General features: G+C 66.7%; 12 protein-coding genes. 7 read left to right on the forward strand and 5 right to left on the reverse strand.

Features of this window, described 5'->3' with window-relative positions:
* Positions 1-139: 139 nt before the first annotated feature.
* Positions 140-1480 carry a PQQ-dependent sugar dehydrogenase gene (locus MF607_RS06365; RefSeq protein WP_242116725.1) on the forward strand — a complete coding sequence of 447 codons (1341 nt, stop codon included), beginning with the start codon at positions 140-142 and terminating at the stop codon, positions 1478-1480.
* Positions 1481-1612: 132 nt separating this feature from the next.
* On the opposite strand, the gene MF607_RS06370 is transcribed toward MF607_RS06365, so the two are convergent.
* Positions 1613-1915, reverse strand: a complete 303-nt coding sequence (locus MF607_RS06370) for a polyhydroxyalkanoic acid system family protein (protein WP_056456069.1) — start codon at positions 1913-1915, stop codon at positions 1613-1615.
* A gap of 23 nt (positions 1916-1938) precedes the next feature.
* Positions 1939-2271, reverse strand: a complete 333-nt coding sequence (locus MF607_RS06375) for an SMR family transporter (RefSeq protein ID WP_242116726.1) — start codon at positions 2269-2271, stop codon at positions 1939-1941.
* Between the two features lie 272 nt (positions 2272-2543).
* Between MF607_RS06375 and lnt the strand changes: the two genes are divergently transcribed.
* From lnt to MF607_RS06390, 3 genes are all read left to right on the forward strand, one after another.
* On the forward strand, positions 2544-4067 hold the full coding sequence (gene lnt, locus MF607_RS06380; protein ID WP_242116727.1) for an apolipoprotein N-acyltransferase: 1524 nt from the start codon (positions 2544-2546) through the stop codon (positions 4065-4067).
* Positions 4068-4141: 74 nt separating this feature from the next.
* Positions 4142-5353 (forward strand): methionine adenosyltransferase, encoded by a 1212-nt coding sequence (gene metK, locus MF607_RS06385; protein ID WP_242116728.1) that lies wholly within the window; start codon positions 4142-4144, stop codon positions 5351-5353.
* A 99-nt stretch (positions 5354-5452) separates the two neighbouring features.
* The gene (locus MF607_RS06390; RefSeq protein WP_242116729.1) at positions 5453-6559 is read left to right on the forward strand and encodes a hypothetical protein; all 1107 of its coding nucleotides are present in this window, start codon (positions 5453-5455) and stop codon (positions 6557-6559) included.
* Positions 6560-6853: 294 nt separating this feature from the next.
* On the opposite strand, the gene MF607_RS06395 is transcribed toward MF607_RS06390, so the two are convergent.
* A complete protein-coding gene (locus MF607_RS06395) occupies positions 6854-7441 on the reverse strand; it encodes a phosphatase PAP2 family protein (protein ID WP_242116730.1) in 588 nt (195 codons plus the stop codon).
* A gap of 71 nt (positions 7442-7512) precedes the next feature.
* On the opposite strand from MF607_RS06395, the gene trmB reads away from it, so the two are divergent.
* Positions 7513-8193, forward strand: a complete 681-nt coding sequence (gene trmB / locus MF607_RS06400) for a tRNA (guanosine(46)-N7)-methyltransferase TrmB (RefSeq protein WP_242116731.1) — start codon at positions 7513-7515, stop codon at positions 8191-8193.
* On the opposite strand, the gene pncB is transcribed toward trmB, so the two are convergent.
* Positions 8190-9494, reverse strand: a complete 1305-nt coding sequence (gene pncB / locus MF607_RS06405; protein ID WP_242116732.1) for a nicotinate phosphoribosyltransferase — start codon at positions 9492-9494, stop codon at positions 8190-8192. The genes trmB and pncB overlap by 4 nt on opposite strands.
* 40 nt (positions 9495-9534) lie before the next feature.
* On the opposite strand from pncB, the gene MF607_RS06410 reads away from it, so the two are divergent.
* Both MF607_RS06410 and MF607_RS06415 read left to right on the forward strand, forming a co-directional pair.
* The gene (locus MF607_RS06410; protein WP_242116733.1) at positions 9535-10221 is read left to right on the forward strand and encodes a cysteine hydrolase family protein; all 687 of its coding nucleotides are present in this window, start codon (positions 9535-9537) and stop codon (positions 10219-10221) included.
* 108 nt (positions 10222-10329) lie between these two features.
* Positions 10330-10953 carry a response regulator transcription factor gene (locus tag MF607_RS06415; RefSeq protein WP_242116734.1) on the forward strand — a complete coding sequence of 208 codons (624 nt, stop codon included), beginning with the start codon at positions 10330-10332 and terminating at the stop codon, positions 10951-10953.
* A 110-nt stretch (positions 10954-11063) separates the two neighbouring features.
* On the opposite strand, the gene MF607_RS06420 is transcribed toward MF607_RS06415, so the two are convergent.
* A complete protein-coding gene (locus MF607_RS06420) occupies positions 11064-14219 on the reverse strand; it encodes an ATP-binding protein (protein ID WP_242116735.1) in 3156 nt (1051 codons plus the stop codon).
* Positions 14220-14308 lie beyond the last annotated feature (89 nt).

Raw genomic sequence — 14308 nt, forward strand, 5'->3', positions numbered from 1 at the left:
ATGGGCGGGCCGGTTCGTAAGTCCCCCTTCGAACCGATCCGACGGGCCGCCGGCGCTCCTCCCTTGTGTCCGGCGGCCCTTTTCGCGGCGCGACCCGCGCCCCCTTCCCCCGCCGCCCGCACCGCCCTATTCACGGGGCATGCGCAAACACGTCCTCCGCTTTGGCCTTGTCCTGCTGGTCCTGATCGCCGGGCTGGTCTTCTACCTCACCCAGCCCGACCGGGCGCAGTTGAGCGAGAATGCCGTGGCGGGACGTACCCCGCAATTGACCCAGGTCCGCGACCAGTGGTTCCCGACCGTCCGCGTTGCCGACCCGATCGGCTGGCAGGACGGCCAGACCCCGACCGTCCCCGCCGGGTTGCAGGTGCAGCCCTTCGCCAAGGGCCTCGACCATCCGCGCTGGCTCTATCGCCTCGCCAATGGTGACGTGCTCGTTGCCGAGAGCAACAGCCCCCCGCGCGAGGGCGGCGGCATCACCGGCTGGTTCATGCGGCTGTTCATGGACAAGGCCGGCGCCGGTGGCGCCTCCGCCAACCGCATCACCCTGCTGCGCGACGCCAATGGCGATGGCGTGGCGGAGGCGCGGTCGGTGTTCCTGACCGGGCTGAACTCGCCATCAGGCATGGTGGTGGTCGGCGACTCGCTCTACGTTGCCAATACCGACGCGCTGGTCCGCTATCCTTTCCGCCTCGGCCAGACCCGCATCACCGCCCAGCCCGAGAAGATCGTCGACCTGCCCGGCGGCGGCAATCACTGGGCGCGCAACGTCGTCGCCGATCCCGACGGCAAGTCGCTCTATGTCAGCGTCGGCTCGGCCTCGAACATCGCCGAGAACGGCCTCGACATCGAAAAGAACCGTGCGGCGATCTGGCAGGTCGATCCGGCCAGGAAGACCTTCCGCATCTATGCCACCGGATTGCGCAACGCCAACGGCATGGCGTTCGAACCGCGCAGCAAGGATCTGTGGACCGTCGTCAACGAACGCGACATGCTGGGGTCGGACATGCCGCCGGACTATCTGACCAAGGTCGAATTCGGCGGCAACTATGGCTGGCCATGGCATTATTGGGGCGGGTATATCGACGACCGCGTCCAGCCGCAGCGCCCTGACCTGCGCCAGTATGTCGCCCGCCCCGATTATGCGCTCGGCGCGCACGTCGCCCCGCTCGGTCTCGCCTTCACCGCCGACATGCGGCTGGGCCAGCGGTTCGACAATGGCGCGGTGATCGGCCTGCACGGGTCGTGGAACCGCGTGCCGCCCTCGGGCTACAAGGTCGTCTATGTCCCCTTCGCCGCCAACGGCTTCCCCGTCGCCAATGCCAAGCCGGTCGACCTGCTCACCGGCTTCCTGACCGCCGATGGCAAGGACGTGCATGGCCGTCCGGTCGCGGTGATCGCCGACCGTACCGGCGCGATGCTGGTCGCCGACGATGTCGGCAACACCATCTGGCGGGTCAGCCAGCCGCTCGCGGCGCGCTGACCCGCGCCGTTTGGAAACGCGCCGCCGGCACGTTTCGCGGCTCCGGCCCGCTCCCCCACCCCGCCACCCACATCGTACAATGCATGGGTGGCGGGGTGAGGGAGCGGGCCGGAGCCGCCTTTAACCAAGGCGCTACTTCAACAGTGCCGGTCCGTCGCGGCCCAGCTTCTCCTTGATCTTGTTCGCGAACATCGCGAGCATCGGCGGCAGGTCGAGGACCGCATGGACATGCGCGTCGTGCATTTCGCAGCGCGCCTGCACCGTCTGCCCCATCCCGCTGACCGTGAAGTGCAGCGTGTCGCCGTCCCAGCGCTTGTCGTGGAGCGTGCCGCCGGGGATCATGCCCGCCAGCTTGTCGATCCCGCTGTCGATCCGCTGCCGCACGCCCGCGCGGCCGAGTTGATGGGGAATATCGACGGTCACCGGTTGGTTCATTGGGAAACTCCTTCGCCCGCGACTTAGTGTGCGACGCTGTCCGAAAACAGGTTCATCACGATCACGCCCGCGATGATGAGCCCCATGCCGACCATCGCCGGCACATCCAGCCGCTGCCCCTGCCAGACCCACGCGATGCCCGCGACCAGCACGATCCCGACCCCCGACCAGATGGCATAGGCGATGCCCGTCGGCACCTGCTCCAGCGTGCGCGACAGACAGTAGAAGGCGACCGCATAGCCCATGACCGTCACCAGCGACGGACCGATCCGGGTGAACCCTTGCGTCGCGCGCATCGTCGAGGTCGCGATCACTTCGGCGACGATCGCGGTGGCGAGCCAGAGATACGGGTTCATGAGACGGAGATAGGGTGACGGGCACCGGATGAAAGCGTGACAGAAGCACTTCCCGGCGGGGAAATGTCTGCGAAGGCGCAGGACCTCGCCAGACGATAGCCGTACCCCGGCGGAGGCCGGGGTCCAGTTAGGCGGACCTTTCCATGATTGGCTGGCGTCGCCCAACTGGGCCCCGCCCCTCGCCGGGGTACAGATCTGCGACTTTCGCGAACCTTTCGTTCCAGCAAGCGCAGTTCGCGCACCCCCTTGCACCCACGCCGCGCACGGCGGATATGCGCCGCGTGCCCGCTCTTCTCGCCCTGTTCGCCGGCCTGACCTCGGCCCTCGGCTTCGCACCGCTGCAATGGTGGCCGGTCATGCTCGCCGCGTTCGCACTGTGGCTGTGGCTGGTCCACCGCGCCCCGACGCTGAAGGCCGCGCTGTGGCGTTCGTGGCTGTTCGGTGTCGCCCATTTCACCATCGGCAACAACTGGATCCAGCACGCCTTCGACTTTCAGGACCGGATGCCGCCCGCGCTCGGCTATGTCGCGGTCGTCGGCCTTGCGCTCTACCTCGCCGTCTATCCGATGCTCGCGGGCGGCATCGCGTGGAAGCTTGGCCGACGCGGCGACCGCCCCGATCTCGGCTTCGTCCTGATCGCCGGTGCCGCGTGGATCGGTACCGAATATTTCCGCGCAATCGTCTTCACCGGCTATGCATGGAACCCGATCGCGGTGATCTGGGTGCCGACCCCCTTGCGCGCCCTCGCCGCCTATACCGGCACCTATGCGCTGTCCGGCCTGACCGTCGTCGCCAGCGCGCTGCTGCTCCTGCCCCGGCCGAAGATCCGTGCCGGCGTCATCGTCGCGCTCGCGCTGCTGATGCTGGTCCCCGGCCAGATGGCCCCCACGCCGCCCGCAACCGACACCACGCCCCGCGTCCGCGTCATCCAGCCCAATTTCCCGCAGGAAGTCGTCCGCAGCGAAGGCTATGACCAGCGCCTGCTCGACAAGCAGATCGAGCTGTCCGGCATCCCCGGCCGCGCCCCGCGCCTGATCGTCTGGCCCGAAGGCACCGTCAATTTCTACCTCGAGGACGGCTATCCGGCCGAATGGTACCAGCAATCGCCCGCCCTCCTGCGCGCTCGAATCGCCAGCACGCTCGGCCCCCGCGATGCGGCACTGGTCGGCGGCACCGCGCTGTTCTTCGGCGCCAACGGACAGGTCAGCGACGCCGGCAATTCGGTCTTCGCCATCACCCCCGACACCCGCATCGTCGGCCGCTATGACAAGGCGCATCTGGTCCCCGGCGGCGAATATCTGCCGATGCGGTCGATTCTCCAGCCGCTCGGCCTGTCGCGCCTCGTGATGGGCGATATCGACTTCCGCCCCGGCCCCGGCCCGGCGACGCTCGCGCTGCCCGGCTTCGGCCTGGTCGGCATGCAGATTTGTTACGAGATCATCTTCTCGGGGCAGGTCGTCGACCGCGCGCACCGCCCGACGCTCCTGTTCAATCCCTCAAACGACGCGTGGTTCGGCCGCTGGGGCCCGCCCCAGCATCTCGCGCAGGCCCGGCTGCGCGCCGCCGAAGAGGGCCTGCCGATCCTGCGTTCGACCCCCACCGGCATCTCGGCGGTCATCGACGCCACCGGCGGCCTCGTCGCGTCGATCCCGCCGGGTCAGGCCGGCGCGATCGAGGTGCCGATCCCCGCCCCCCGCGCGCCCACCCTGTTCGCGCGCGTCGGCAACTGGATGGCGCTGCTGGCGATAGTTTTGCTGTTCGGGGTAGCGATTGCCATCCGCCGCCGCGCGCGCTAGGGCGGTCATATAAGGAAAGCTTTATATGCGGCATGGCAACGGCCGCGCGCTTTCCCTCTAACCAGAGGAAGTCCATGCGTTCCAATTATCTCTTCACCTCGGAATCGGTTTCCGAAGGCCATCCCGACAAGGTCGCGGACCAGATTTCCGATTCGATCGTCGACCTGTTCCTGTCGAAAGACCCCGAAGCGCGCATCGCCTGCGAAACGCTGACCACCACCCAGCTGGTCGTGCTCGCCGGGGAGATCCGCTGCAAGGGCGTGTTCGAAAACGACCAGTGGGCCGATGGCGCGCAGGAAGAGATCGAGCGCACCGTGCGCGAAACCGTGAAGAAGATCGGCTATGAACAGTCGGGCTTCCACTGGGAAACCTTCCGCTTCGAAAACAACCTGCATGCGCAATCGGCACATATCGCGCAGGGCGTCGACGCGTCGGGCAACAAGGACGAGGGCGCCGGCGATCAGGGCATCATGTTCGGCTTCGCCTGCGACGAAACGCCGGACCTCATGCCGGCCACGCTCGACTATAGCCACAAGATCCTCGCGAAGATGGCCGCCGACCGCCATTCGGGCGCCGCGCCGTTCCTCGAACCCGATGCCAAGAGCCAGGTCACGCTGCGCTTCGAAAACGGCAAGCCGGTCGCCGCGACCGCTATCGTCGTCTCGACCCAGCACGCGCCGGGCTATGACAATGGCGACAAGGAAGCCGAGCTGCACGATTACGTGAAGTCGGTCGTCGCCGACGTGCTGCCCGCCGACCTGCTGTCGGATGCCACCGAATATCACATCAACCCGACCGGCAGCTTCGAAATCGGCGGCCCGGACGGCGATGCCGGCCTGACCGGCCGCAAGATCATCGTCGATACGTACGGCGGTGCCGCCCCGCACGGCGGCGGCGCGTTCAGCGGCAAGGACCCGACCAAGGTCGACCGTTCGGCGGCGTACATCACCCGCTATCTGGCGAAGAACATCGTCGCCGCCGGCCTCGCCAAGCGTTGCACGATCCAGCTCGCCTATGCGATCGGCGTGTCGAAGCCGCTGTCGCTCTATGTCGACACCCACGGCACCGGCACCGTCGGCGACGATGCGATCGAAAATGCGATCGCCGGCATCGCCAAGCTCGGCGGCCTGACCCCGCGCGGCATCCGCACGCATCTCGGCCTCAACAAGCCGATCTACCAGCCGACCGCCGCCTATGGCCATTTCGGCCGCAAGCCCGAGGGCGATCTGTTCCCGTGGGAAAAGACCGACCTGGTCGACGATCTGAAGGCCGCGCTGGCAGCCTGATCCATTACGGGTGTATTGGGTAGACAAGCCATTGGAATTGCGGGAGGTTCGCCGAAAGGGCGGACCTCCCGTTTTCATGTCCGCCCATCGGGGGGATATATGCACGACCGTGCCGGACGATTGTTCGCGATGGGATTATCGTCGCTGGCGCTGCTCGCCGCGCTCCCCGCCGCCGCCCAGTTCACGAAAAGCGTGATCGCGGCACCCGCCGATCAGCCCTATCGCTTCCGGCATAGCGGCCTCGCCATCCCGGCCGAGCTCGACGGCATGCGGCGCGTGGCGATCGAACAGATTGGTGGATCCGAACTCGACGTCTTCGCCAACTATCAGCGCGGTTCCGAAGCGGTCACCATCTATGTCTTTCGAATGGCCAGCGGTGCTGCACCGGTCTGGTTCGATCGCGCCCGCGCCATTCTCGAATCCCGTCGCGACGTCTACGGCACGATTACGCCCATCCTTCCCCCGACCGCGTTCACCCCGCCGGGACACAGCGCGGCCAGCGGCTTGATCGCGGGCTGGTCGGTCTCGCGTCCACCCTATCGGGGCACCGTCCTCGCCATCGTCCCGCTCGGCGAATGGCTGGTGAAGGTCCGCTATAGTAGCACGACGCTCGACGGTGCCGGCATCGCGGCACGGATGCCGGCGGTACTGGCGGCACTCACATGGCCGACCGATCTCGCCGCCCCCGTTGCGGCGAAACCCGTCGCCGATTGCCCGACGCCGCTGGCGTTCCCGACCACCGCGAAGGTGCAGCGCGATCCGAAGATGCTGTCGGTCGCCGCCTTTACCGGCGGATTGCTGGCGGTGGGCCGCGCGCGCAAGGACAAGCCGAAACCGGGTGTCGCCGCCGTCCCCGCAAAACCGGTTATCTGGTGCCGCGATCCCGCGACCGGGCCTGCCGGCGGCGTCTATCGCGAAGATGCGTCGGCCGACTCCTATCTGCTGGCGTTCAGCGATTCGGGTCGTGCCGCGCTGGTCCAGCCCGACCCGGCCACCGGCCGCATCGCCAAGACCAATCTGCCCGGCTGGTCGGTGAACCTGATCGATGTCGGTAACGTGCTGGTCTACCCGCCCTTCACGGCGCTGCCCCGCCCCCGGCAGGTGATGGACGCGCTGCGACGCCCCGCGATGGCACACGTCCCCAACTGGGGGAACGACACGAACCGCATCACGATCAATCCGAACGCGCTCGGGGAGAAGCGCTGAGGGCCGGTCGCTTTCCTACACGGTGCGCTACGTGATAGCGCAAATGCTGTGGTCGCTGGATGGGCGCGCTTCGCCCCGTGCAGCGTTCCGATCGAAGGTGACAATCGCCCGACTTGCCGAACAGGTTGCCAACCTACTGCGGTAGCGGGCTTTTTGCTCGACCCGACCCCCGCCGGCCCTTCCCTGGACAACCTCCCGGCACGCAAGTGTCAACTTCCAGCACCCTCGGCCCACCTAAACATCTCGAATACTTGCACAAAGCCGTCGACCAAACGAAGTTTCGCACAACCTTCGTCAACTTCCGTCCGGCACCGGCAGCACCCTTGCGACCAGCGCCTCGGCGACCAGTCCGATGACCGCGCCGACCGCGACGTCGATCGGAAAATGCGTCCCCCGCGGCACCTGGATCGCCGCCACCGCCGCCGCCCCGGCATAGGCCGGCCCGGCCGCCTCGGGATATTCGCGCGCCACCGCCCGCGCCACCGCCAGCGCGCCTGCGGTATGGCCCGATGGAAAGGAATTCTGCGGCCCCTCGTCGGTATCGCCGGGCTTCGGGCGATGATCCTCGCGGTCGCTGAATAGATGCGGTCGCGCCCGGTCGACATTGGCCTTGATGACCGACTTGGCCAGCGTCGCCAGACCATGGGCGGCCAGCATCCTGACCCCGGTCCGCGTCAGCCGCGCATCGCCCCGCCACAACCCGGCGGCGATCGTCGTCAGGTTGATCGCGACCGTCGGCGGCTGGTCGGCGACCTCGCTCAGCCACCCCGCGACCTTCACCACCGGATGGTCGTGCAACGCAGCGGCGACGCCCTGCCCTGCATCGATATCGGCGTCGACCAGTTGCTTCGCCTGTTGTTTCGCCTTGCGCTTCTTGCCCATGGCATCCGAACCACCGGCGAACGCGGAAGCTCCCTTGTCGGATCGCCGTCCCGGCGGGTAGGAGCGCGGCGATGAACGATCCCACTACCATCCGCCGCCTCTATGGCCGTCGACAGGGCCACAAGCTGCGCCAGGGGCAGGCCGCACTGGTCGAGGAACTGCTGCCGCGGGTCTCGGTCCCCGAAACCGGCCCGCTCGATTCGCAGGCCCTGTTCGGCGACGACCGTCCGGTGGAAGTCGAGATCGGCTTCGGCGCGGGCGAGCATCTGGCCGGGCAGGCCACCGCCCGGCCGCACCACGGCTTCATCGGCTGCGAACCGTTCCTCAACGGCGTCGTCGGTGCGCTCAACCATATCCGCGACGATGATCTGTCCAATGTCCGCCTGCATATGGGCGATGCGCTGGAGGTGATCGAACGCTTCCCCGACGCCGCGCTGGAGCGCGTCTATCTGCTCCACCCCGATCCCTGGCCCAAGGCGCGCCACGCCAAGCGGCGGATGATGAACCACGGCCCGATGGACCTGATCGCCACCAAGCTTCGTCCCGGCGGCGAATTCCGGCTCGGTACCGACGACCCGACCTATTGCCGCTGGGCGATGATGATCATGGACCAGCGCCGCGATTTCGCATGGCAGGCGCAGACTGCGTCCGACTTCCTGACCCGCCCCGCCGACTGGCCCGAAACCCGCTACGAACGCAAGGCGCGGCGACAAGGTCATGAGGTCTGGTATTTCCGCTACATCCGCCTCTAGACCGCGACCGGGCTCGCCACCCGGCCGCTCTCGCCGAAGATGCGCAGATAGCGGGCGATATCGGCGGGGTCGCCGGTCGCCTTGGCCGGATTGTCCGACAGCTTGACCGCCGGGCGGCCATTGGCACTGACGACCTTGCACACCAGCGAGATCGGCTCCAGCCCCGCGCCGCCCAGCGGGTCGCAACCGCGAAAATCGTTGGTCAGGTTCGTCCCCCAGCCGAAGCTCATACGGACCCGGCCATGGAAATGGCGGTAGGTCGCCATGATGCTGTCGACGTCCATACCGTCGGAGAAGATCAGCAGCTTCGAGCGCGGATCGACGCCGCGCGACCGCCACCAGCGCAGAATCTGCTCGCCGCCCTCGATCGGCGGCATGCTGTCGGGACGGAAGCCGGTCCAGTCCGCCAGCCAATCGGGAGCATTGCGCAGGAACGCGGTCGTGCCATAGGCATCGGGCAACGCGATCAGCAGGTTGCCGCCATAATGCCGTCGCCATTCCTCCAGCACGCGGTACGGCGCGGCGGCGATCCCGGCATCGTCCTCCGCCAGCGCCGCCTCGACCATCGGCAGCTCATGGGCGTTGGTCCCGATCGCCTCGACCCCCGCCTGCATCGCCAGCAGCACGTTGGAGGTACCGACGAACCGATCGCCCAGCCCCTCCTGCAACGCTTCGACACACCAGCGCTGCCACAGAAAACCGTGCCGCCGCCGCGTGCCGAAGTCGGACAGCACAAGATCCGGCAGCGCCCGCAGCCGCTCGACCTTGTCCCACAACCGTGCTTTCGCCCGCGCATAGGTCACGTCGAGCGCGAACCGCCCGTGATCGCGCAACGCCGCGCGCGCCCGGAGTTCGTTGACGATGGTCAGCGCGGGAATTTCCCACAGCGAGGTTTCGGCCCATGGTCCGTCGAAATGCAGCACATACTGGCCGTCGCGCACCGACAGGTCATAGTCGGGCAGCCGGAACCGGCTCAACCATGCGATGAAGTCGGGTGAGAACATGCGCTGCACGCCGTAGAAGCTGTTGCCCGCCAGCCAGATCAGTTCCTGCTTGCTGAACCCGATCGTCCGCGCATGGTCGAGTTGGGCACGCAGCTCGGCTTCGTCGATCACCTCCGCCAAGCGCACCGACTTGCTGCGGTTGATGACGGCGAAGGTCGCGCGGACGTCCGGATGCACTTCGCGGATCATCTGCACCATCAACAGCTTGTAGAAGTCGGTGTCGAGCAGGCTGCGCACCACCGGGTCCAGTCGCCAGCCATGGTTCCACACCCGGGTCGCGATATCGGTCACCACCATCGATCAGCCTTTTCCCCAAACGTAGACGGCGCAGCTCGTCATGGCCGGCCGCATCACAGGCTGGAGGCGAGCATCGCACATTCGATATCCTCTACCGATATCCGTCCGGAATGTGCAATCAGCCGGAAACTGGAGGTGCGACATGGCCGAAGTGATCGTCGTGGTGGATACGCAGGCGGATTTCATCCGGGCGGACGGTGCGCTGCCCGTCGCGGGTGCGGAGGACATCGTCGGACCGCTGGCCGAGTGGCTGCACGCGCGCACCACCGGCGACACGGCCGCGATCGTCTTCACCTTCGACACCCATTTCGTCGAAACCTACCCCGCAAGTGCCGAAGCCGAGCTGTTTCCCATCCATTGCGTCCGGGGAACCGCCGGCTGGCGGAATTTGATCGATCCCCTGACGATGCCTCCCGCCATCCCGTGCCGAACATTGGAGAAGGGGGTGTTCGACATGTGGGCCGAAGACCGACTGGTTCTGCACGACCCCCATGGCGCCGCGCCGCCGACCGATCGCGATACGTTCTTCGACGATCTGCGGAAGAGCGGCGTCGACCGTGCGATCGTGGTCGGCGTCGCCGCCGATTATTGCGTGCGCTGGGCGGTCGATGGCCTGATCGCGCGTGGCTTCGCGGTTGCCATACCGGCCGCCCTGACCCGCGGCATTACGCGCTCGATCGAACAGGTCGTTTCCGACGATTTCGGCGGTCGAGTGGAGGTCGTATAACTCCGCAATTCCAAATCGAACTTGTTCAACCACTTGGTAACAGACCATACGGCATGATATACCAAATGCGCTCCGCTATCGAACGAAAGCGGAAACAAGGGTTGATTGATGACGCATATTCTTGTCGCTGACGACCATCCGATGTGCGCCACCGCGCTCGGCATGGCGGCGCGCGCCGTCGACCCGACCGTGACGAAAGACTGCGTGACGACGCTGGCCGAAGCCGAAAGTCTCGTTCGGCAGCACGCCTATGACCTGGTCCTGCTCGACCTGATGCTTCCCGATGTGCAGGGGTTTGCCGGGTTGGCGGTGCTGCGTGCGGTGCGGCCATCGACGACGATCGCGATCGTCTCGGGCCGCGAGGAACCGGCGGTGGTCGCGCAGGCCCGCGCGCTCGGCGCGCAGGGGTTCATCCCGAAATCATCGTCGATCGACGAAATGATGGACGCGATCCGCAACCTGCTCGCGGGCAATTGCTGGGTTCCTGCAGGGTCGGAGGACGTTCCGCAGGCCGATCCGCGCATCGACCTTGCCGAACGCATGGGGACGCTGTCGATCGCGCAACTGCGCGTGCTCCGCGCCATCGCCAACGGGCATCAGAACAAGCAGATCGCCTACGACCTGCAACTGGCCGAACCGACCGTTAAATCGCACCTGTCGGCGATCTTCCGCAAACTGAACGTCAACAACCGGACGCAAGCCGTGCTGGCGCTACAGGCGTTCGACGCGTAGAGCGCTACCGGACCAGGCTGAACCACCGCCATCGCCCTGCGGGCGATTCCACCTGATCCGGTAACGCTTCAGCGTCTGCTTCATGAACGCGGAAACGGCACCGCCGCCGGTCATACGGGTTCGGCCATCGCCCGCTGGGCCGCGTCGATCACCGCCGATGCGCAGCGATCGATCTCGTCGAGTACAGCCGGATCGATCGGCATCGCGTCGGGCGCATCCTCGATAACCTGCAATGCCGCGATCAGTTCGATCGCGCCCATGCTGGCCGCCGCACCCCGCAATGCATGGGCTTCGCGCCGGGCGAGATGGAGGCGGTCATGCGCGACCAGCGTGCGCAGACGGGCCGGTATCCGCCCCGCATCCTCGATCAGCAGCCCGAGCAACGTATCGCGCTGCGCAGGACCCAGCGCGTCGGTCAGCGACTGGACACGGTTGGGATCGATGGCCTGCCCCCCCGTTTCGGGCACGGTGGGGCGGTCGGTCGGCATCGCCGTCCGGCCGAGTACGGCGCGCAGTTGTGGTACGTCGACCGGTTTGGTCAGAATGCCGTTCATCCCCGCCCCGATGACTTCGGCCCGGCGTTCGGCGGACAGATCGGCGGTCAGCGCATAGATAGGCACGCCCGCCCCCGCGCCGCTCCACGCCCGGATCGCGCGGGTTGCGGCGATGCCGTCCATCACCGGCATCTGCACATCCATCAGCACCAGATCGACCGGATTGCCAGCCGCGGCGGTGACATATTCGACCGCGCGCGCGCCATTTTCCACCGCGACGACCGCATGCCCCAGCCGTCGCACGATCTCGGCGATCAAATAGCGGTTGGTGTCGTTATCCTCGGCGACCAGGACATTGCTGGCGCCACTGCGCTCGCCCGACCCTATCGTATCGGATTCGAGCGCGGATGCCTTTCCGGACAGGGCAGCGCGTCCGGCGAACGGCAGCGGCAGATGGAACCAGAAACGTGATCCGGCCCCGTGGCGACTGACGACGCCGATGCTGCCGCCCATCGATTCGACCAGCATCCGGCTGATGCTCAGGCCAAGCCCGGTGCCGCCATAGCTGCGGGTCGTGGACGCATCGGCCTGGACGAACGGTTCGAAGATTGCGTCGAGCCGGTCCTCGCGGATACCGACGCCGGTATCGGCAACCTCGAACCGCCAGTAATCGGCGTCGTCGCGCGTCGCGGTGATGTGAATCGATCCGGCGCGGGTGAATTTGACGGCATTGCCGACCAGGTTGGTCAGCACGCGTTGCAGACGCGCCGGGTCACCGATCACCCGCCCCTCGGGCACGTCGAAATCGAGCGACAGGTCATGGCGTTTCGCTTCGGCCGCGAACATGCCCGTGACCGTCGCGAGCAGCTCGCGCGGTTCGAACACGATCGCTTCCGAATCGCGATGCCCCCCTTCCAGCTTGGAAAAGGTCAGCACGTCGTCGACGATGTCGGACAGGGTCCGGCCGGCATGTTCCAGCGCGTCGAGATGCCGCATCCGTTCGGCGCGATCCGGCGTGTCGCGCAGCAATTGCACGGCAGCGAGGATCGAGGTCAGCGGCGTCCGGATTTCATGGCTGATCGTGGCGGTAAAGGTCGCCTTCGCCACCAGTGCCCGCTCGGCCGCTTCGCGCGCCTCGCGCAATTCGGCCATGGCCTGCACCTGATCGGTCGTGTCCTGCATCACGCCGAACACACCGACGACCCCCGCGCCCAACGCCCGTTCGGCCTGCCCCCGGGAAGCGACCCAGCGCATCGTGCCGTCGCGCCGGATCAACCGCGCGTCGAAGGCGAACGATCCCCCGGTGGCGATGGCATGATCGATCGCATCGCGAACCATCCCCCGATCGTCGGGATGATAGAAGTCGATCGCCGCGTCGAGGTCCGGCTCCTCGCTCGGTGGAACGCCGTGCATGCGGAAAATCTCGGGCGACCACATCACGCGCCGGTCGAGGATATTCAGCCGCCAATGGCCGAGCCTTGCCGCACTTTCCGCCATGGCGAGCAGTCGTTGGCGCTCCTCGACCTGGCTTGCCGCGTCGACGGCCCTGCTTTCGGCCTCGCGTCGCTGGCCGATATCGCGGATCGATCCCACCACCTCGGCACCGCCGTGACTGTCGCCGACCAGCCGGAACGCACCCTCCAGCCAGACATAGTGGCCAGCCTTGTTCAGCATCCGATAATGGAACACGACGCTGTCGCCACCGGGGACCAGCGCCATCATCATCCGTTCCACCCGGTCGCGGTCGTCGGGATGCACCTGTCCGCAGGGACTGGAGCCGATCATTTCTTCGGGCCGGTAGCCGAGCACCCGTTCCGAGGCGGACGAGGCGTAGCGCCGTACCCCGTCCAGCCCGAGCCGCACGATCAGGTCGCTCGAATGATCGGTCAGCAACCGCAATTCGCGTTCCTTGTCGGAAATCTCGTCGAGCGCGCGCGATTGTTCGTACAGCAGCGCCGCGACGGGGAAGGCGGTCATCGTGATGATGCCGATGAAGATCTGCAGGAACAACACCCGATCCGAGACCTGCGGAAAGGCATCGGCGATCGGCCCGCTACCGGTCGTCGTACAGACGATCGCGATGCCAGCGATCGTCAGCGTCGATGCCGCTGCTCCGATGAAACGATAGAGCAGCGCCGCAAACACCGTGCAGGGCAGCAGGAAGAAGAGCGACGGATTGGTGCCCGGGCCGAACACGACGAAGGCGATCAGCATCGATACCGCTACCGGCAGCAACAGCGCCGGCGAGAAGAGCTGCAATTCCTCCGACAGGGCGCGGCGCGTCGCCTTGAGCGCCGGCAGCAGCACGATCAGTCCCATCGCGGTCGACGCGAACCAGTTCGCACTGGAATAAAGCGAACCGTTGTCGGTCAGCAGCGCGTTGACCGGCGCGGCCAGCAGCGTACTGGTTCCCGCCCCCAATATCGAGACGAAGATGACCCCGGCATAGCCGCGCAGGGTACGGGGATCCGGGTCGATCCTGCGCAGGCAGCCCGCTACCTGCAGCATGACGATGAGATCGAGCAGAATGTAACATATGGCCAGCGCCGACGGCACGCCGTTGAGCACGCTGAACAGGAACAGGCTGGCGGCAGTGACCCCCAATAGCAACGGCCAGCGGGATAGTGGCACGCGGGTCAGCCGCGCTACCGCGATGGGCGTGGCCGGCCAGATCAGCACCGGCCCCTGTGGCAGCGGTGACAGCGACATCGCAACGAAGGACACGGCGATCAACAGGATCGTATAGCCGGCCAGATCGACGGCGTGCCGCACAAGCGGTGATTGCTGCCAGCCGGCAAGGGAAGCCCGTCGCCGATCGACGTGCGCGCGCAAGACGGATAGCGATGGGCCAGTCATGTTCG

Source organism: Sphingomonas lacusdianchii (genome assembly GCF_022664395.1).
Classification (GTDB): Bacteria; Pseudomonadota; Alphaproteobacteria; order Sphingomonadales; family Sphingomonadaceae; genus Sphingomonas; species Sphingomonas lacusdianchii.